The sequence below is a fragment of the Paenibacillus typhae genome (assembly GCF_900099765.1).
GTDB classification, from domain to species: Bacteria; Bacillota; Bacilli; order Paenibacillales; family Paenibacillaceae; genus Paenibacillus_AQ; species Paenibacillus_AQ typhae.
The window spans coordinates 1-16,730 of the sequence record NZ_FNDX01000029.1; the positions used below are offsets into that span (position 1 = coordinate 1).

The window sequence follows — 16,730 nt, forward strand, 5'->3', positions numbered from 1 at the left end:
TCACGCAGAAGCTCGATCTCTAGATCTTTTTCGCCTAGGAGTTTAATCGCAGTGTCCATCTTGTCCTCTAACTCCTGAACACGTTTTGCATCTTCGATACGTTCGCTAACAGAGGGTGTTGCCTGCTCACCGAATCGTTCTTTGTAGAACTTCACCCAGTTCGCAATCGTGCTCGGAGAAACTGAATACTTACGGGCAAGGAAAGATATCTTTGTTCCATTAATCGCTTCTTGGGCAACTTTGATCCGTTGTTCGTCGTACAACTTATTGCTCTTCATGTTCCTCATCCCCTTCTCTATTAGTGTACCTTATGCATCTTGAGGACTCCAATTCGATTAGGGGGCTTGAGAGAAACGGTGAATTTGCCCTGATATAGGTGTACAAAGTGCAGTTAAAGTTGAAACGGCAGGGGAACCGCTCATCTAGTTCTCAAACCTAACCACATTCCTGCAGCCAGTCGCGTCCGTCTCACCCCGCCACAGCCGTACCTCCACCCTGAGCAATATTTCAAACCCTGCAATAGAAGCTACTCCACCACACTGGCCTTATTTTCACAGATTCAAAAACGCCTCGTCGCTTTCAGTTCCACCGGACAGCAGACCGCTTCCGGACAGCCAGTCAGCGACCCGGGACCATGACTCAGAAGTCTGGTATCCGAAGGGCTGGTCCCCGGCGTCCATCAGGGGCAGCAAGATGTCCAGGCTCCGGCTCTCGATCTGCGGATCGAGCGGGGCCGTGCTGTCCTCGTGGGCCAGCAGAATATCGAGAGCTTCCTTCGGGTGATCCTGCACGAACTGCTGTCCTTTGCGGGCCGCGTTCATGAATTTGCTGTAGTAGTCCTTGGATTCCTGCAGACCCTGCTCACCGGCAACCAGCACCAGCTCGTAATAGTCAGGCACTCCGAAGGCTGTAGGGTCGATCGAAGTTACCGGATGGTTCTCCTTGTCCAGTATCAGCTGCTCGTGATTGATGAAGCCGCCAATGATCGCATCAACGCGGCCTGCGGTAATGGCTGGAATCAGGTCAAAGCCGACATCGACCATCGCAATCGACTGCGGATCACCGCCGTCATGCTCCACCATGGTCCGCAGCATGGCTTCATAGAGAGGAATGGAGGAGTAGCCTGCGGTTTTACCGGCAAGCTCCTTGGGGCTCTTGATGCCGCTGTCTGCCGGAACAAGCAGATGATTGAGCGGATGACGGACAAGCGCGGCAACGGATACAACGGGAATTTCCTCTGAACGGGCCATCAGCACCTGGGGCTGATAGCTGAGGGCGAGATCAACCTTGCCCGCGGCGGCCAGCTTCAGGGCATCGTTGCTGTCGGCAGGCATTTGTAGCACCACTTCTAGTCCTTCCTCGGCAAAATAACCCTTTTCCTGAGCAGCATACAGAAAAGAATGCACAGCATTCGGATACCAGTCCAGCATGACTGTCATCTTGTGCAGCTGCCCGCTGGCATTGCCTGAGGCAGCATCCGTGGAGGGATCCGCTGCATTTGATCCGCTGCAGCCGCTGATGACAGCAAGCAGGCTGGTCAGGACCAGCAGTGCGGCTTTTACGCGCAGATTTCTTTTTCTTTTGGATGATTTGTTACAGATGGGATTAGGGCTCATCGTCGTAAACCTCTTTTCTTTACAATAATTTGTTCAGCAGCGCAGACACTCAGGAACAGCAGGACTCCCAGAACAGAGAGCAGGAAGACAGCGGCGAACAGCTCTGCGCTGTGCAGATTGCCGGCCATCCGGCGGCTGTAATAGCCTAGGCCCCGGCTGCCTCCGAGCCATTCACCGATGGTGGCTCCAATGACGCAATAGACAATCGACAGCTTCAGTCCGGAGAAATAGGCGGGCAGCGCCAGCGGAATCTGCGTTTTGACCAGCAGCTGCCGGCGGCTGGCACCAAGAGTCAGCAGGAGCTCCTTGTATTGCTCCCCGCTTTTATACAGTCCGTCGTAGGTGCCGACTACAACCGGGAAGAAGGCGGTCAGAAAAACAACGGCAATTTTGCCCCCGAGTGAATAGCCGAACCACATAATCAGGATCGGGGAGAGCGCAATCAGCGGAATGGTCTGGCTGACAATCAGCAGCGGATACACCGCTTTGGCCAGCGGCCGGAACAGATGCATCCCCAGTCCCAGCAGTGTGCCGCAGCCTGCGGATAAGAGGAAGCCGAGCAGGATTTCCTGCAGGGTGGCCGGCAAATGCACACCTAGCAGCAAAGTCCGGTGTTCCAGCAGCGCGGCCCAGACTGAGGAAGGTGCAGGCAGGATGAACGCGGCAACCTCACCGAACCGCACAATGACTTCCCAGACCACGATGATCACCAGTACCAGCAGTGCCGCAGGGGCATAGTTATGAAGAAGCCGTTTAATGCGCAATGCTCTCATACAGCCTCCGCTCCAGCCCTTCCCGCAGCTGCATAAACTGCGGCTGATAGATCAGCTCTCCGTGCCTTGGCCGCGGCAGCGGCACAGCAATCTCCTGCAGGCTTCCGCCATGCATGAGACAGATCCGGTCACTGAGCAGCAGTGCCTCCTCCAGATCATGGGTGATGAACAGCACCGTCCGTCCGAGGCTGCTCCACAGCTGCAGCAGCCAGCGGTGCAGTCCGCGCTTGGTCAGGGCATCAAGCGCTCCGAAAGGCTCATCAAGCAGCAGCAGCTCACTCCCTGCGGACAGCGTCCGGGCAAGGGCAATCCGCTGGCGCATGCCGCCGGACAGCTCCTCCGGATAAGCATTCTCCGTGCCGGCAAGGCCGAGACTATGCAGCAGGCTGCGGATCTGCTGTACGGCAGCCGCTTTGCTGCCGCTCCGCTTCAGCTCCCACGCCAGCAGGCAATTGTCCAGCACGGTTCTCCACGGCAGCAGCAGATCCTGCTGCGGCATATACCCGATCTTTCCAAGCCGGGCAGCGCTGCCGTTTGCCGGCTTGCCTCCGAATGAAATGTCCCCGCCTGAAGGTTCAAGCAGCCCGGCGATGATGCGGAGCAGGGTGCTTTTACCGCAGCCGCTGGCCCCGACCAGGGAAATAAATTCTCCCTTCTGTACGTTCAGGGACAGCCCTTCGATAACAGGCCCGCCTGACCCGGCGCCATAGGAATAGCTTAGATTAGTAATCGAGAGCATAGCAGTCTAGTTTACCTCCTTGAATTACGAAAGACCTTGAACGCAAAAAGACCTCTTCATTTCCGGAGGAAATAAAGAGGTCTGAAAGATACAGTCTGTCGGCTGGATACAGACAATGCTGATCGTTCCTGCTCCACTTCCCTCCGCTGGTATGATCCAGATCAGGTTCCAAGGGTCCGGAGCTTAGCTCCGTCTCAGTCGGCCGACTCCCCTAGTGAAATAAAAGATGCTTATTCAATTCGCAATTGCTAATTAATATACCATAACCTGGCGGTTTGTAAAGAGAGGCTTACTGCCCTTTTTGAATGCCGGTTACGAACAGGGCGAAAATACCGTCCGTAATCTGCTCCTTCGTTGAGCCGTGCTGCTTCATCTGATACAGGTACAAATCCGGGCTTAGCACTGCAATCAGAGCCGTGGCTGTAAACTGCGGATCAACCGGACTGATCTCTCCTCCGGCGGCAGCGCGTCTGAGCAGCTGGGTCAGAAACTCGTTCAGCCTGCGGAAAAAAGGGTGTTCAAACTGGGTAAGCTGCTTCTTGCCGGTAAACTCTGATTTGATCAGCTGCAGCAGCTCGGCATGCTGTTCGATAAACCCGACAATCCGGCTGATGCTGCTCCGCAGGTGATCAAGAGCAGCCTTATCTGCCTGCGGCAGAGCCAGCTCATTTTCCAGACTGAGCAGAAACCGGTCCGTGCTGTCGCGCAGCAGTAATGAACAGATTTCACCTTTATCAGAAAACCGGCGGTACAGTGAGCCTTGGCCGATACCGGCCCGCTTGGCGATGGCGTACATATTGACAGCCTCCAGCCCGTTTGCGGTGAACAGCTCTCGTGCAGCCTCTAAGATACGCTCCTTATACGGGTCGGGTGCGGCGGATGGGACAATAGGTTTAGAAGGGGTCATGGCTGTTCCTTTCGGCATAGGTAGTATTTAGCATAGATAAACAAGAATTTATTGACACAGCGGACAATTGTCCGTAGACTGTTAAGGGATTATACGGACAATTGTCCGCAAACACATTATATAAAGAGAAGAGTGCAGCGGTCAACGGTGTTGAACCTGCACTGGCATAGGAGGAGTAAGATGATGCAAGGAGTAATCAAGGAGGATGCAGAGTTCCGGCTGTCCGGAATTCTGGTGCCGCTGCTGGCAATCATATTCGGTGTATTTATGGTTGTCCTTGACAGCACGGCGATGAATGTGGCGTTATCTACGCTGGTTGAAGACTTTCATACCAATCTGACAACACTGCAGTGGATCGTAACCGGTTATATGCTGGCACAGGCTTCGGTCATTCCATTGTCCGGCTGGCTGTCTGACCGCTTCGGGGCCAAAACCGTCTTTCTGACTGCAGTAGTGGTATTCACAATAGGTTCCATTCTGTGTGCTACACCAAACAGTGCAGAATGGCTGATTGCTTTCCGGGTGCTGCAGGGGCTCGGCGGCGGCTGCGTTTTGCCGGTAGGCATGGCCTATGTATACAGGCTCGCGCCCAAGAGCAAGGTCGGCATTGTAATGGGCATTATGGGTATTCCGGTGCTGTTCGCTCCGGCCATCGGGCCGGTTCTGTCCGGCTGGCTGGTCCAGTATCATTCATGGAGATGGATCTTCCTGATCAATATCCCGATCGGCATCATCTGCCTGCTAATTGGCCTGCGCAAGCTGCCGAATGCTAAGCGAGGACAGGTACCGGGAATGGATAAGCTGGGGATGATCCTCGGGCCGCTGGCCTTTGCCTCTCTGACCTACGGGGTCAGTCAGGGAGCGGAAAGCTGGTCCTCCAATAAAACACTGATCGGACTTGCGCTGGGACTGGCGGCGCTGATTGCTTTTGTCATCGCCGAGCTGCGTTCCAGGACGCCGCTGCTGGAGCTGCGTATCCTGCGCTCGGTTGATTTCACCACAGGCATTCTGGTCCAGTGGATCGCCCAGTTCGGTTTGTACGGAGCCCTGTTCCTGCTTCCGCAGTTTCTGCAGCAGGCCCGCGGCTTCGGTGCTTTTGACACCGGACTGACGCTGCTCCCGCAGGCGATTGCCTCCGGTCTGATGATGCCGGTAGCGGGTATTCTTTTTGACAAAATCGGGGTGCGCTGGCTCGTCGTCTGCGGCCTCAGCCTTGTCTCCGGTGCGCTGTATCAGTATTCCCATGTGGATCTGACTACAGAGAGCCGGGATCTGATCGTACCGCTGATCATGTGCGGAGCAGGAATGGGGATGATGATGATGCCGATGAATACCCACCTGCTGAATAAAGCGCCCATTCATCTGGTCAACCGGGTGACTTCGCTGACCAACTCGATGCAGCAGGTGATCAACTCACTTGCGGTATCGACGCTGGTTACCATTCTTACCTCGAGAGCAGCGTCCCGCGGTGCCGAAATGCAGGCAGCTGCTGCCGCATCCGGCGTTGATCCTGCCAAAGCTTCACCTGAAGTGCTGAAGCAGGCCACACAGACGGTAATGGCTCAGGGCTTTGCCGATACCTTCCACATCATGATTTTTGTCGCCTTGGGGGGAGCTGTGCTCGGACTGCTGCTGCGCAGAGGGCGTAGAGGCGGAGAGGGTGAATCCAGACCGCAGACCGAAATGATGCACGGTTAACGAAAAGAAAGCTTTGACTGAAAATCCCTGCTGACCTGAATGGGCCGGCGGGGATTTTTTTGCGCTGCTGACGCTGGAGAGGGAGAAGAACAGGTTTTTGGGGCATGATAACTTCAAACGATATCACCGCCAAACACAGCCTGAGGAGGAACAAACCATGAAAAAATGGGCTCTGGCCCCGCTGCTGCTGCTGGGAATGCTGCTTGCAGCCTGCGGAACCAGTGATAACAAGGATAGAGCTGAAGGAACGACAGGAGGCGCCGATGTAACGGCTGCCCCTGAGAAGCAGAACAGTCTGGAGACGATAAAGGCCTCAGGCAAGCTGAGGATCGGTACCGAAGGAACCTATTCCCCGTTCACTTATCATGCTGCTGACGGAACGCTCACAGGCTTCGATGTGGACATTGCCCGGGAGATAGCCAAACGGATCGGAGTGGAAGCTGAGTTTATCGAGACCCAGTGGGACGGAATTTTTGCCGGGATGGATGCAAAACGCTTCGATGCTATTTTTAACGAGGTGTCCATTACGGATGAGCGCAAGGTCAAATATGACTTCTCCGAGCCTTATGTCATGTCCAAAGCGGTGCTGATTGTCAGCGGAAAAAATACCGACATCAAGAGCTTTGCGGATCTGAAAGGCAAAAAATCCGGCCAGTCGCTGACCAGCAACCTTTCCGACATCGCCCGTCAGAACGGCGCGGAAATAGTGGCCGTAGAAGGCTTCAATCAGGCCATTGATCTGCTGGTTTCCGGACGGATTGATGCGACGGTAAATGACGGGCTCTCCTTTCTGGATCTGAAAAAGCAGAAGCCGGATGTCAAAATTAAGCAGGTGGACGAGATCGCCGAAGGCTCGCAGAGCGCTGCCGTATTCCTCAAGGGGAATGAGGAGCTGGTGGAGGCGGTGAACGGGGCTCTGGCAGACATGAAGCAGGATGGAACGTATCTGGCGATTTCCGAGAAATATTTCGGTGCAGACGTCTCCAAATAAACGCTGGAGGAGCTTCTAAGCGATGGATGACCGTAAGCTGCAAATTTTTATGGATTCGCTGCTGCCCCTGTTCAAGGCCGGTGTGGCTTATACGATCCCGCTGGCGCTGGTCTCATTCGTGCTGGGCCTGCTGCTTGCAGTTGCTACAGCGCTGGTGAGGCTTTCTTCATGGCGCATTCCGGAGCTGATTGCCAGATTCTATGTCTGGATCATCCGCGGAACGCCGCTGCTGGTGCAGCTGTTCATCATCTTTTACGGGCTGCCGTCAGCAGGCATTGTGCTTGATCCGTTTATTGCTGCCGTTATCGGCTTTACCTTGAGTGTCGGGGCCTACTCCTCCGAAATTGTCCGTGCCGCCATTTTATCGATTCCCAAAGGGCAATGGGAGGCTGCGTACTCTGTGGGGATGACCCGGGGACAGGCTCTGCGCAGAATCATCCTGCCCCAGGCGGCGCGGGTGTCGGTTCCGCCGCTTGCCAATTCTTTTATCAGTCTGGTAAAAGATACTTCGCTTGCGGCCGGCATCACCTATGTTGAGATGTTCCGGACAGCCCAGCAGATCACTGCAACAACCTATGAGCCGCTGCTGCTCTATTCCGAAGCTGCGCTATTCTACCTGCTGTTCTGCTCAGTGCTGTCAGGGCTGCAGAATGTGCTCGAAAAACGCTTTGACCGCTATACGGCAAGATAGGAGGACCGCCCGTATGATCGAAATCAGGGATCTGCATAAGAGCTTTGGGCCGCTGGAGGTGCTTAAAGGCATTAATCTGCGGCTGGAGCACGGTAAAGTGCTTGTTATCATCGGTCCTTCAGGTTCCGGCAAAACAACCCTGCTGCGCTGCTTCAATCTGCTGGAGCTGCCCGATCAGGGCATTCTCACTGTTGCCGGAACAGAGATACGATTCGCCGAAAAAGCCAAAATTCCCCGCAAGACGGTCCTGGGTCTGCGTCAAAAGACAGGAATGGTCTTCCAGTCCTATAACCTGTTTCCGCATATGACGGCTCTTGGCAATGTGATGGAGGGACAGATTACAGTGCAGAGGCGTTCCCGGGAGGAAGCGCGAAGCCGGGGACTCGAGCTTCTGGGCAAGGTGGGATTGTCGGACAAGGCGGAGGCTTATCCCCATCAGCTGTCCGGCGGGCAGCAGCAGCGGGTGGCTATCGCCCGGGCAATGGCGGTGGAGCCGGAGGTTCTTCTCTTTGATGAGCCGACCTCTGCACTTGATCCGGAGCTGGTTGGTGAGGTGCTGAAGGTGATCAGGCAGCTTGCTTCTGAAGGGATGACGATGGTCATTGTGACCCATGAAATGAAATTTGCCGCAGATGTTGCCGATCTGATTGTGCTGATGGATCAGGGATTCATTCTGGAACAGGGGAGTCCGCAGCAGGTGCTGAAGCAATCGCAGAATCCGCGTGTCCGCCAGTTCCTGAACAGATTGAGCGGAGACGAACAATAAAAGGCAGTCCGGGAAAAGCCGGACTGCCTTTTTACGGCCTGAGCACCTCATTTACAGGATGATCAGGTTACGAGGTTAATTTACCGGATGCTGCCTGGCGGCCATTAAGATACTCCAATGCGTTATAGAGCATAACGGCGGCTTCAGCGCGGGTAATTTCGCTTTTCGGATTAAAATTGCCTTTGGCATCAAGAGCATTAATGTTGTATTTGAGCGAACGCTGAATGCTGCCTTGATAGGCAGGATTCATCTGTTCCTCATCGGCAATCTCGGCAGGCACGATGTTGATCATCGGGAGATTGCCGGCCTTTTCCACACCCTGAATCAGCAGACTCGTGAACAATTCCTTGGTCACAGGCTTGGACGGGTCAATATTTGCCGGAATCTCCACGCCGTTATAGTGGGCATTGATGAAGGCCTCGGCATACCAGGCGTTATCTTTGACTTTGCTGAATATCTCACTGGCTACCGGTGCCTTGTTGAAGTCAATGGCCGCAAGGCTTAGCTGCAGACCGCCGGAAATAAACTGCACGGCCTGGGCATTGGTAACAATGGAGCCGGGCAGGAACTGGGTATCTGACAGCCCCTTGATCAGCCCCTTCGACTTCAGGGAATTGATCTTGTCTTTGCCGGTCACATTATCGATATCCTTAAAGGTGCCGCCGGCCGCAAAGAGGGGACTCCCGAGCGAGAAGGAGAGAAGGGAAACGGTTGTAATCACTGCGAAAGCACGCTTTTTCATCATTGGTGTTCACCTCTGTACACAGGTTGGGCCGCTTGGCCGTTATCACCTATTGTGACGCAGAAATGGATGGAAAGGTTGCGGCGAAACCCAGAAGCAGGCAGAATTTTTTCTACATATTTTCCTGGAAAAGCAGATTGCGGTACGGATACTTGCTGTAACGGGTTTTGAAGCGCAGGGCTACCCCGTGATCTTCGATCGTTACGGTCTGAAGTGCCTTTGTTTTGACCAGTCTCCGGACCAAGGTATCCACACGCTTAGCCTCATTACGGTTGATGGCGGAAGCGAGTGCGTCAGCATAAGCGGCTGAAGCGGCCAGTCTCCGGTAAAAAGGGATAACCGCAAGTGCTACCGTACGGTGGACCCGGGTATTAAAGGTAAACTGCACCGTGCCCGGCGGGATAGTCGTTCCGTTGGTGTAGAAGACTACCGGAGGCGGATACGGAAAAGATATAAAGTAGCCGATACCGTTTGTCCCGTAATTCTGAACGCCGGCCAGGGTGGGGATTTGGGCCAGCAACGAGCCCATAAGACCAAGGTCTGCGCCTGTAACGGCTGCGGACCATTGCTGCGCAAAGGTGCGGTTCCCGGCAATTTTCCGGTAGAAGGGCAGCATGGCCTTAGCTACCTGGCGCAGGACGCGGGCGGTTACAAGGGGCTGGGCTTGCTGTCTTCGGTTAGGCTGTGCCATACGGACCATCCTCACTTATAGAAGTTATATAGTCTCTATAAGATATGGTGGAATAACCTTTTGCGGATGGGCCGCTGCTCACTCTGGGGGGATATAATTGTTTCCCGTTTAAAATATGTTGTTATTTTGGATCAGACATTCGGAAATTCCGGCAATAATGTTATAATAATGTCAGGTGCTTTTCATTTTTAGTACATTTTGCTATGCTTATATCGTAATGATTACTGATTACCAGCTAGTGACAGGCAGACTTGTTAAACGGAAAGGTGGTAGAGCCAGAATGAACCCGATTGCAAATATCAGCCAGCAGTTTGCCGCGCATAACTATAAATTGACCCCCCAGCGTGAAGCGATCGTGAAGGTGCTGCTCGACAACGAAGAGGAGCATTTAAGCGTAGAAGAAGTCTATATGAGAGTAAAAAACAGCTACCCGCATCTGGGACTGGCCACCGTGTACCGGACCCTTGAGCTGTTATGCGAGCTGCATATCGTCGAAAAGATGAATTTCGGCGACGGTGTAGCCCGTTATGACCTGCGGGGTGACGGTCATGATCATATGCACCATCATCTGATCTGCAGCGTCTGCGGTAGGCTTGAAGAAATCAAGGATGACTGGCTGCTGGAGCTGGAGCAGCGGCTGGAGGCGGAATACGGCTTCAGCGTAACGGATCACCGGCTTGATTTCAAAGGCACCTATAACAACTGCAGACAGACCGGCTGTAAAGGTGACAAGGAACGCAAGGCTGTCTCTTGACGGCAGCATCATTTCAACACAAAAAGAAGCAAGGCGGCGATCACGTAGCTTTGCTTCTTTTTGCGGTAAGTATATTACAAGGTCAGTAGGGGGTCAGGATTTGCTGGGAACAAAGGACCGGATCCAGCTGCCGAAGCTGCCGGGATTGCGGGACTGTACGAGAATAACCCCTTCGCCGCGGAACCGGCAGACGATGGCTTCACCGCTGGTCAAGCTGTTCAGCCAGCCTGATGCGGCCTTTTCAATCTTGTAGTCCATGTAGCTTGGCCATGCCACCAGATGCCCGTTGTCGACAATCATCTCTTCGCCCGGGGCCAGGTTGATTGCATGGATGGCCCCGAACGAGGAGAGGAAGACGGTCCCGCGTCCGCTGATCTCTACAATGAAAAAGCCTTCGCCCGAGAATAAACCTCTGGCCAGGTTCTGCATTTTGGTGTTGACCTGAATGCCCTGCGTGCCGGCCAGGAAGCCGTCTTTTTGCACATACAGGTTATAGGAGCCGTCGAGCTCGATTGACTGGATGTCACCTAGCGCTCCCGGAGCAAGCAGCACCTCGCATTGCCCGCGCGTTGCGGTCAGCTCCTGAAAGAAAAACTTTTCCCCGCTCAGCATCCGGCCCAGGCCCCGCATAAGCCCCCCGTCTACCGTCCCTCTCAATTCAATGCCCGGTGACATGGCTACCATGGCACCCATTTCCGCCTTCACGCTCTCGCCCGGATTCAGTTCTACCTTGAGCATTGCGAACGCACCGTCATATAGTACATCGTATTTCATCGTTATCCCCCTCCGGTTCAACCGCTTGTCCTGCTAAATTCTCTTCTATCATACCATTTTCTGGTTCATCGAGCTGATCGAACAAGGGACTGTAAAAGAAAAGTTAACAAAAACTGTACCGGGAAACGGCAGCGGGAATATGTTAAAATTGAATTATATTTGCAGAATCCATAAAGGAGTGTTGCTGAAATGGCACGTACAAAAACACAGAAGGCCTTGCGCAGAGCAGAGCGTACCGGAACATGGTGCGCAGAGAATAACCGGAGAACCGCCGATGATTATGGCGCAATCTCACAGCATGTGCGGATCACCCCGGGCAAACGGGAGAAGCTGAATAAGATCAAACACAAGGAGCGGATCTATCAGGATGGCGCTCCTTTTGCTTTGTATGCAGGGTTAGCCGGCTGATCAGGGTACAAGCAGGTTACATTTGCTCCCGGCTGTATGTACGGTACTGCTTGGGCGACATCCCGAATCTTCCGCGGAACAGCCGGTGGAAATACGTATAATTGGCAAACCCGCAGGTTTCGGAGACATGCTCCAGCGGCATCGGGCTGAAGGTAATTCGTTCCCTGGCCATTTCCAGCCGCACATCGTTGACATATTTTACAATGCTGGTTCCGAATGCCTCCTTGAACAGATGAACCGCCCGCGAAACAGAAATATCCGCATAGGCTGCCACATCCTCCAGCCGGAAGGGGATTGCGGCATGCTCCTCCACATATTGCTTCATCCGGTAGGCTAAATACCCCTTGGGTGAAATCGCCCGCTGCTGGGTCATCAGCCTGTCGATTTCCATACATAGAATCTGCAGATAACAGGCAGTAATCTCCGGTGAAGACTCGGACAGCCGGCGCTGCTCCAGAACGAGCTGGCGGAACAGTCCGAGAAAGTGCTCGGTAAGCGGCAGGCGGAGTACAGCCGGACGCGGCTTGCGTCCCCACCAGTCCTCAATCCAGGGTCCGCCGCAAAAAATATGGTAATCCCCGCTCTCTACCCGCGGCTTGCCGGCAGCATAGGTTTCTTTATCAATGCTCAGATAATAGGGATCGTTAGGAGCAAACAGCATCAGATCGCCTGCTTCGACTGAATACAGCTCGCCGTCAATCCGGGTCCGGCTCCGTCCTTCGGTCTGCAGGCGGAGCAGATAATTCTGGACACCGTCCGCCCGGGACATGTGAAAAGGCTTGCGGTGAAAGGAAAATCCGGCGGTATAAACGTGGCATGGTGCGGTGTAAGTCATGAGTCCTCCTGAGTGACAGAAATGAGAGCCAGATTGTTCATGTTTGAATCATATTATTCATTTTATTATATACGCTTTCATATTACCATGTAGCTATGCAAAAATATATACAGAGAGCAAAGGAGGCTGTGCTGTCGCTCTGGGAGCTACATAAGCAGTTAGCGGGGATGGAGAGTACTGAAGCGGAGTATACAGGGTGGAAATAAATAACAGCCCTTTTGTTCAGGTGACTCGCATGGCTGGCCTGGGCTTGTCTCATAGCGGACACCATTAGCGGTACACACATTAACTTGATACGGAATAGGAGTGGGAGCAATGTTAAAGCTGGGTCTTCAGCTGTATACGCTTAGAGAAGAACTGGAGCAGGATTTTGAAGGCACGCTGCGCAAGGTTGCGGAGCTTGGATATGCTGGTGTGGAGTTTTTCCACTATTTCGGCCGGAGTGCAGAGGAAGTAAAGGCACTGCTGGAGGAGACCGGACTTGCTGTGCTTGGAGCACACCGTCCGTATGATGCCATGCTGAATGATACTGTTGAAGAGATCCGTTACAATCTGGCCATCGGCAACCGGAATCTGATCATTCCTTTTTTGACGGAAGAGCAGCGCAGCTATGCAGAAGTAGCGGCCAACCTGCGGGTGATCGGTGAAAAGTGCCGTGAGCAGGGGGCAGTCCTGTCCTACCACAATCATGATTTTGAATTCACGGATTCCTATGGGGAGCGCACCGCTTTTGACGGTATCTTTGAAGAGGTGCCTGCGGACCTGCTCCAGGTGGAGATGGATACCTGCTGGGTACACTTCGCCGGATTTGATCCGGTTGCTTACATTCAGAAGTATGCAGGCCGTCTGCCGATCATCCATCTTAAGGATGTGAAGAAGCGCGAAGACGGATCGCCGGAAACGGTTGTTTTGGGAGAAGGGGAAGTCAATCTTCCCGCTATACTGGAAGCTGCGGCTGAAGCCGGCGTAGAATGGGCTGTTGTGGAGCAGGATTTCTGCAGCCGTTCACCGCTGGCAAGTGTAGAGGACAGTTTGAACTGGGTAAAAGCTTACGCTAATCAAGGGGGAAAAGTTCATGTCTAACATCAAACACAAAATTGCTATTATCGGCTGCGGAGGTATCGCAAACGGTAAACATATGCCGAGCTTGTCCCGTCAGGCGGATGCCGAAATGGTGGCCTTCTGCGATATTGTTGAAGAACGCGCACAGGAAGCCGCCGATAAATACGGTGCTGAAGGCGCTGCAGTATATACCGATTTCCGCGAGCTCCTGGCAGCCGGCGGATTTGACATCGTGCATGTATGTACACCAAACGACAGCCATTCCGAAATTACCGTAGCAGCGCTTGAAGCCGGCAACCATGTGATGTGCGAGAAGCCGATGGCGAAGACAGCGGCCCAGGCGCAAGAGATGCTGGAGGCTGCACGCCGCACCGGTAAAAAGCTTTCGATCGCCTACCAGAACCGCTTCCGTGCGGATAGCGAATATCTTAAAGGCATGTGTGAATCCGGTGAACTCGGCGATATCTACTATGGTAAAGCGATTGCTCTGCGCCGCCGTGCAGTTCCTACCTGGGGCGTATTCCTGGACGAAGAGAAGCAGGGCGGTGGCCCGCTGATCGACATCGGTACGCATGCCCTTGATCTGACCCTGTGGCTGATGGATAACTACAAGCCGCGTATGGTTGTAGGCTCAACCTTCCACAAACTGGGCCAGCGTAAAAATGCTGCCAATGCCTTCGGACCTTGGGACCCGGAACAGTTCAAGGTTGAGGATTCTGCTTTTGGCTTCATTACTATGGAAAATGGCGCAACCATCTCGCTGGAATCCAGCTGGGCGCTTAATGTCTCCGAGTTCGGGGAAGCTAAGACCTTGCTGGCTGGTACTGAAGGAGGGGCCGACATGAAGGACGGCCTGCGCATCAACGGTGAGCGCGCCGGGCGGCTGTTCGAAACCAAAGTCGATCTCTCTTCAGGCGGTGTGGCCTTCTACAGCGGTTCCGCTGAAACCGAAGCCGACCGTGAAGCACGCCTGTGGCTGGAAGCGGTAAGAGAAGACAAAGATCCGGTAGTTCTGCCGGAGCAGGCGCTTGTCGTTACCCAGATCCTTGAAGCGGTATATGAATCCGCACGTACCGGCCGGGCCGTATATTTTGACGGCAGCCCGGACAACGAATAGAATAAAATTAGCCGGAAACCCTGGAAGAAATGTGCAGGGTTTTCGGCGATGAAGAGGTAACATCAGACAAACAGGAGTGGAATCCATGAGATCTAATAAACATACTGTAGTTATCGTCGGATACGGCGGAATGGGAAGCTATCACGGCCAGTTGATCAGCGAGAATCCCAACCTTGAGGTCGCAGGAACGTTTGACCTGCTGGAAGGACGCCGGAAAGCGTCTGTCGAGGCAGGATACAAAGCTTATGAAAGCTATGAGGAGGTGCTGGCAGATCCGGCAGTTGAGGTAGTGCTGATTGCTACCCCTAATGATGTGCATAAAGAGATTGCCGTCCGGGCGCTGGAGGCAGGCAAGCATGTTGTCTGTGAGAAGCCCGTCGCCATGTCCTCTTCCGAATTCAAGGACATGATTGCGGCTGCCGATAAAGCCGGCCGGGTGCTGATGGTGCACCAGAACAGACGCTGGGATGAGGACTTCCGGATCATCAAGCAAATGCACGAGTCGGATACAATCGGAGCCCTGTTCCAGATTGAATCCCGTGTACACGGGGCGAACGGCATTCCGGGCGACTGGCGGCATGTTAAGGCCCAGGGCGGCGGCATGCTGCTGGACTGGGGCGTGCATCTGCTGGACCAGCTGCTGTTCATGATTGACAGCAGAGTAACAAGCGTCTCCAGCACCCTGAGCTTTATCCTCGGCAATGATGTTGACGACGGCTTTGAGGCAGTGCTGCAGTTTGAGAACGGCATCAAGGCGATTGTTGAAGTAGGCACAACCAACTTCATTACGCTGCCGAGATGGTATGTGAAGGGGCTGGAAGGATCGGCTGTCATTGAGGACTGGTCGCTTACCGGACGGATTGTAACCCGAAACCGTGAATCTGAACACCGCGAGCCGACGCCGATCCGCGCCGGAGTAGGCCTTACCAAGACAATGGCTCCACCGTCGGAGGGCTCTACAATCACCGCCGGACTGCCGCCGGCCGCCGAGCTGCCGGACGGGTTCTACAGCAATTTCGTGGCGGTAATCGAGGGGACAGCGGAACCAATCGTCAAAAATGCGGAAGTGCTGCGCGTGCAGAATCTGATCGAAGCGATTTTTGCAGCGGCTGAGAAGAACGAGGTTATCAAGGATTTTGATACTTACGGGGTTTAAAAGCGGACAATAAAATGGATGAGAGGCGGCAGGTCAATGAAACTTGGAGTATTTATGGTGCTTTTCGGCGGTCGCAAGCTGGAGGATGCACTGGATTATGTGGTTTCCAAAGGGCTTAAGGCGGTAGAGATCGGCACCGGAGGCTATCCGGGGAACAGTCACTGCGATGCCAAGCTGCTGCTGGAGAACGAAGCGGCGCTGCAGGAATTCAAGCACCAGATCGAATCGCGCGGGCTGATTATCAGTGCGCTTAGCTGCCATGGCAATCCGCTGCATCCGCAGAAGGAGCTGGCGCAGAAGGACCATGAGGCATTCGTCGATTCCGTCAAGCTGGCCCAGAAGCTGGGGGTTCAGGTAGTCAATACCTTCTCCGGCTGTCCGGGAGATCATGAAGGGGCGAAGTACCCGAACTGGCCGGTGGCTCCATGGCCGAACGATTACCAGGAGATTCTGGCCTGGCAGTGGGAGCACAAGGTCATTCCTTATTGGAAGGAAATGGCCGATTTCGCTACGGAGCATGGCGTAAAGATCGGTCTGGAGCTGCATGGAGGCTTCTCCGTGCACACTCCTGCTACCCTGCTGCGGCTGCGTGAAGCTGCCGGGGATGCCATCGGTGCCAACCTTGATCCGAGCCACATGTGGTGGCAGGGCATTGATCCGGTGCAGGCGATTCACATTCTCGGCAGGGCAGGAGCAATTCATCACTTCCATGCCAAGGATACGGTGATCGATCCGGTGAACGTCAACAAGCACGGTCTTACCGATATGCAGCCGTACACCAATATGCTTGACCGCGCCTGGCAGTTCCGCTCCGTGGGCTACGGGCATGATGTGAAGACCTGGGCAGACATCATCAGCGCGTTGCGTCTGGTCGGCTATGATTATGTAGTCAGCATTGAGCATGAAGACGGCCTGATGTCGGTTGAAGAAGGCTTCTCCAAGGCGGTCGACAATCTCCGCCAGGTGCTGATTGAGGAGCCCCTTGGCGAGATGTGGTGGGTGTAAACGCC

The 16,730-nt window shown here is 54.1% G+C and carries 19 protein-coding genes and 1 riboswitch; of the genes, 10 read left to right on the plus strand and 9 right to left on the minus strand.

Annotation, left to right across the window (positions count from 1 at the left end; translation table 11 throughout):
• From BLR64_RS20165 to BLR64_RS20185, 5 genes are all read right to left on the minus strand, one after another.
• A partial coding sequence (locus BLR64_RS20165; RefSeq protein WP_167360741.1) for a transposase occupies positions 1-278 on the minus strand: 278 nt, incomplete at its 3' end.
• A gap of 273 nt (positions 279-551) precedes the next feature.
• Positions 552-1,616: an ABC transporter substrate-binding protein gene (locus tag BLR64_RS20170; RefSeq protein ID WP_090716880.1), complete on the minus strand. Its 1,065-nt coding sequence runs from the start codon at positions 1,614-1,616 to the stop codon at positions 552-554.
• On the minus strand, positions 1,613-2,389 hold the full coding sequence (locus tag BLR64_RS20175; protein ID WP_090716882.1) for an ABC transporter permease: 777 nt from the start codon (positions 2,387-2,389) through the stop codon (positions 1,613-1,615). Before BLR64_RS20175 ends, BLR64_RS20170 begins: the two co-directional genes overlap by 4 nt.
• Entirely contained in the window at positions 2,370-3,128 is a 759-nt protein-coding gene (locus BLR64_RS20180) for an ABC transporter ATP-binding protein (RefSeq protein ID WP_090716884.1), read from the minus strand. Before BLR64_RS20180 ends, BLR64_RS20175 begins: the two co-directional genes overlap by 20 nt.
• 121 nt (positions 3,129-3,249) lie before the next feature.
• A riboswitch (TPP riboswitch) is annotated at positions 3,250-3,351 on the minus strand.
• Positions 3,352-3,417: 66 nt separating this feature from the next.
• Positions 3,418-4,035, minus strand: coding sequence for a TetR/AcrR family transcriptional regulator (locus BLR64_RS20185; protein ID WP_208607207.1), 618 nt, complete (start codon positions 4,033-4,035; stop codon positions 3,418-3,420).
• 180 nt (positions 4,036-4,215) lie between these two features.
• Between BLR64_RS20185 and BLR64_RS20190 the strand changes: the two genes are divergently transcribed.
• The 4 genes from BLR64_RS20190 to BLR64_RS20205 all read left to right on the plus strand — a co-directional run bounded on the left by BLR64_RS20190 (position 4,216) and on the right by BLR64_RS20205 (position 8,181).
• The gene (locus tag BLR64_RS20190; RefSeq protein WP_090716887.1) at positions 4,216-5,733 is read left to right on the plus strand and encodes a DHA2 family efflux MFS transporter permease subunit; all 1,518 of its coding nucleotides are present in this window, start codon (positions 4,216-4,218) and stop codon (positions 5,731-5,733) included.
• A gap of 157 nt (positions 5,734-5,890) precedes the next feature.
• Entirely contained in the window at positions 5,891-6,724 is an 834-nt protein-coding gene (locus BLR64_RS20195; RefSeq protein ID WP_090716889.1) for an amino acid ABC transporter substrate-binding protein, read from the plus strand.
• Between the two features lie 22 nt (positions 6,725-6,746).
• On the plus strand, positions 6,747-7,415 hold the full coding sequence (locus BLR64_RS20200) for an amino acid ABC transporter permease (protein WP_090716890.1): 669 nt from the start codon (positions 6,747-6,749) through the stop codon (positions 7,413-7,415).
• A 13-nt stretch (positions 7,416-7,428) separates the two neighbouring features.
• Positions 7,429-8,181 (plus strand): amino acid ABC transporter ATP-binding protein, encoded by a 753-nt coding sequence (locus tag BLR64_RS20205; protein ID WP_090716892.1) that lies wholly within the window; start codon positions 7,429-7,431, stop codon positions 8,179-8,181.
• A gap of 67 nt (positions 8,182-8,248) precedes the next feature.
• On the opposite strand, the gene BLR64_RS20210 is transcribed toward BLR64_RS20205, so the two are convergent.
• Together BLR64_RS20210 and BLR64_RS20215 are read right to left on the minus strand one after the other, a co-directional pair.
• Positions 8,249-8,923 carry an S-layer homology domain-containing protein gene (locus BLR64_RS20210; RefSeq protein ID WP_090716973.1) on the minus strand — a complete coding sequence of 225 codons (675 nt, stop codon included), beginning with the start codon at positions 8,921-8,923 and terminating at the stop codon, positions 8,249-8,251.
• Positions 8,924-9,035: 112 nt separating this feature from the next.
• Complete coding sequence (locus BLR64_RS20215) at positions 9,036-9,614, minus strand: hypothetical protein (RefSeq protein ID WP_090716894.1); 579 nt, start codon at positions 9,612-9,614, stop codon at positions 9,036-9,038.
• A gap of 280 nt (positions 9,615-9,894) precedes the next feature.
• Between BLR64_RS20215 and BLR64_RS20220 the strand changes: the two genes are divergently transcribed.
• Complete coding sequence (locus BLR64_RS20220; RefSeq protein ID WP_090716895.1) at positions 9,895-10,368, plus strand: Fur family transcriptional regulator; 474 nt, start codon at positions 9,895-9,897, stop codon at positions 10,366-10,368.
• A 93-nt stretch (positions 10,369-10,461) separates the two neighbouring features.
• Here the strand turns inward: BLR64_RS20220 and BLR64_RS20225 are convergent, their stop codons facing one another.
• Complete coding sequence (locus tag BLR64_RS20225) at positions 10,462-11,142, minus strand: TIGR00266 family protein (protein WP_068727359.1); 681 nt, start codon at positions 11,140-11,142, stop codon at positions 10,462-10,464.
• A 189-nt stretch (positions 11,143-11,331) separates the two neighbouring features.
• Between BLR64_RS20225 and BLR64_RS20230 the strand changes: the two genes are divergently transcribed.
• Entirely contained in the window at positions 11,332-11,550 is a 219-nt protein-coding gene (locus BLR64_RS20230; RefSeq protein ID WP_090716897.1) for a hypothetical protein, read from the plus strand.
• A gap of 16 nt (positions 11,551-11,566) precedes the next feature.
• Here BLR64_RS20230 and BLR64_RS20235 read toward each other — a convergent pair whose 3' ends face one another.
• Positions 11,567-12,385 carry a helix-turn-helix domain-containing protein gene (locus tag BLR64_RS20235; RefSeq protein WP_090716899.1) on the minus strand — a complete coding sequence of 273 codons (819 nt, stop codon included), beginning with the start codon at positions 12,383-12,385 and terminating at the stop codon, positions 11,567-11,569.
• 315 nt (positions 12,386-12,700) lie between these two features.
• On the opposite strand from BLR64_RS20235, the gene BLR64_RS20240 reads away from it, so the two are divergent.
• From BLR64_RS20240 to BLR64_RS20255, 4 genes are all read left to right on the plus strand, one after another.
• Positions 12,701-13,468: a sugar phosphate isomerase/epimerase family protein gene (locus tag BLR64_RS20240; protein WP_090716901.1), complete on the plus strand. Its 768-nt coding sequence runs from the start codon at positions 12,701-12,703 to the stop codon at positions 13,466-13,468.
• Positions 13,461-14,564: a Gfo/Idh/MocA family protein gene (locus BLR64_RS20245; protein ID WP_090716903.1), complete on the plus strand. Its 1,104-nt coding sequence runs from the start codon at positions 13,461-13,463 to the stop codon at positions 14,562-14,564. Before BLR64_RS20240 ends, BLR64_RS20245 begins: the two co-directional genes overlap by 8 nt.
• Positions 14,565-14,649: 85 nt before the next feature.
• Positions 14,650-15,720 carry a Gfo/Idh/MocA family protein gene (locus tag BLR64_RS20250; protein WP_090716905.1) on the plus strand — a complete coding sequence of 357 codons (1,071 nt, stop codon included), beginning with the start codon at positions 14,650-14,652 and terminating at the stop codon, positions 15,718-15,720.
• Between the two features lie 36 nt (positions 15,721-15,756).
• Positions 15,757-16,725: a sugar phosphate isomerase/epimerase family protein gene (locus BLR64_RS20255; RefSeq protein ID WP_090716906.1), complete on the plus strand. Its 969-nt coding sequence runs from the start codon at positions 15,757-15,759 to the stop codon at positions 16,723-16,725.
• The last annotated feature ends 5 nt before the right edge of the window (positions 16,726-16,730 follow it).

Excerpts from the sequence above, each read along its gene's own strand:
- BLR64_RS20170 (WP_090716880.1), bottom strand. The coding sequence starts at position 1,616 with ATGAGCCCTAATCCCATCTGTAACAAATCATCCAAAAGAAAAAGAAAT.
- BLR64_RS20175 (WP_090716882.1), bottom strand. The coding sequence starts at position 2,389 with ATGAGAGCATTGCGCATTAAACGGCTTCTTCATAACTATGCCCCTGCG.
- BLR64_RS20180 (WP_090716884.1), bottom strand. The coding sequence starts at position 3,128 with ATGCTCTCGATTACTAATCTAAGCTATTCCTATGGCGCCGGGTCAGGC.
- BLR64_RS20185 (WP_208607207.1), bottom strand. The coding sequence starts at position 4,035 with ATGACCCCTTCTAAACCTATTGTCCCATCCGCCGCACCCGACCCGTAT.
- BLR64_RS20190 (WP_090716887.1), top strand. The coding sequence starts at position 4,216 with ATGATGCAAGGAGTAATCAAGGAGGATGCAGAGTTCCGGCTGTCCGGA.
- BLR64_RS20195 (WP_090716889.1), top strand. The coding sequence starts at position 5,891 with ATGAAAAAATGGGCTCTGGCCCCGCTGCTGCTGCTGGGAATGCTGCTT.
- BLR64_RS20200 (WP_090716890.1), top strand. The coding sequence starts at position 6,747 with ATGGATGACCGTAAGCTGCAAATTTTTATGGATTCGCTGCTGCCCCTG.
- BLR64_RS20205 (WP_090716892.1), top strand. The coding sequence starts at position 7,429 with ATGATCGAAATCAGGGATCTGCATAAGAGCTTTGGGCCGCTGGAGGTG.
- BLR64_RS20210 (WP_090716973.1), bottom strand. The coding sequence starts at position 8,923 with ATGAAAAAGCGTGCTTTCGCAGTGATTACAACCGTTTCCCTTCTCTCC.
- BLR64_RS20215 (WP_090716894.1), bottom strand. The coding sequence starts at position 9,614 with ATGGCACAGCCTAACCGAAGACAGCAAGCCCAGCCCCTTGTAACCGCC.
- BLR64_RS20220 (WP_090716895.1), top strand. The coding sequence starts at position 9,895 with ATGAACCCGATTGCAAATATCAGCCAGCAGTTTGCCGCGCATAACTAT.
- BLR64_RS20225 (WP_068727359.1), bottom strand. The coding sequence starts at position 11,142 with ATGAAATACGATGTACTATATGACGGTGCGTTCGCAATGCTCAAGGTA.
- BLR64_RS20230 (WP_090716897.1), top strand. The coding sequence starts at position 11,332 with ATGGCACGTACAAAAACACAGAAGGCCTTGCGCAGAGCAGAGCGTACC.
- BLR64_RS20235 (WP_090716899.1), bottom strand. The coding sequence starts at position 12,385 with ATGACTTACACCGCACCATGCCACGTTTATACCGCCGGATTTTCCTTT.
- BLR64_RS20240 (WP_090716901.1), top strand. The coding sequence starts at position 12,701 with ATGTTAAAGCTGGGTCTTCAGCTGTATACGCTTAGAGAAGAACTGGAG.
- BLR64_RS20245 (WP_090716903.1), top strand. The coding sequence starts at position 13,461 with ATGTCTAACATCAAACACAAAATTGCTATTATCGGCTGCGGAGGTATC.
- BLR64_RS20250 (WP_090716905.1), top strand. The coding sequence starts at position 14,650 with ATGAGATCTAATAAACATACTGTAGTTATCGTCGGATACGGCGGAATG.
- BLR64_RS20255 (WP_090716906.1), top strand. The coding sequence starts at position 15,757 with ATGAAACTTGGAGTATTTATGGTGCTTTTCGGCGGTCGCAAGCTGGAG.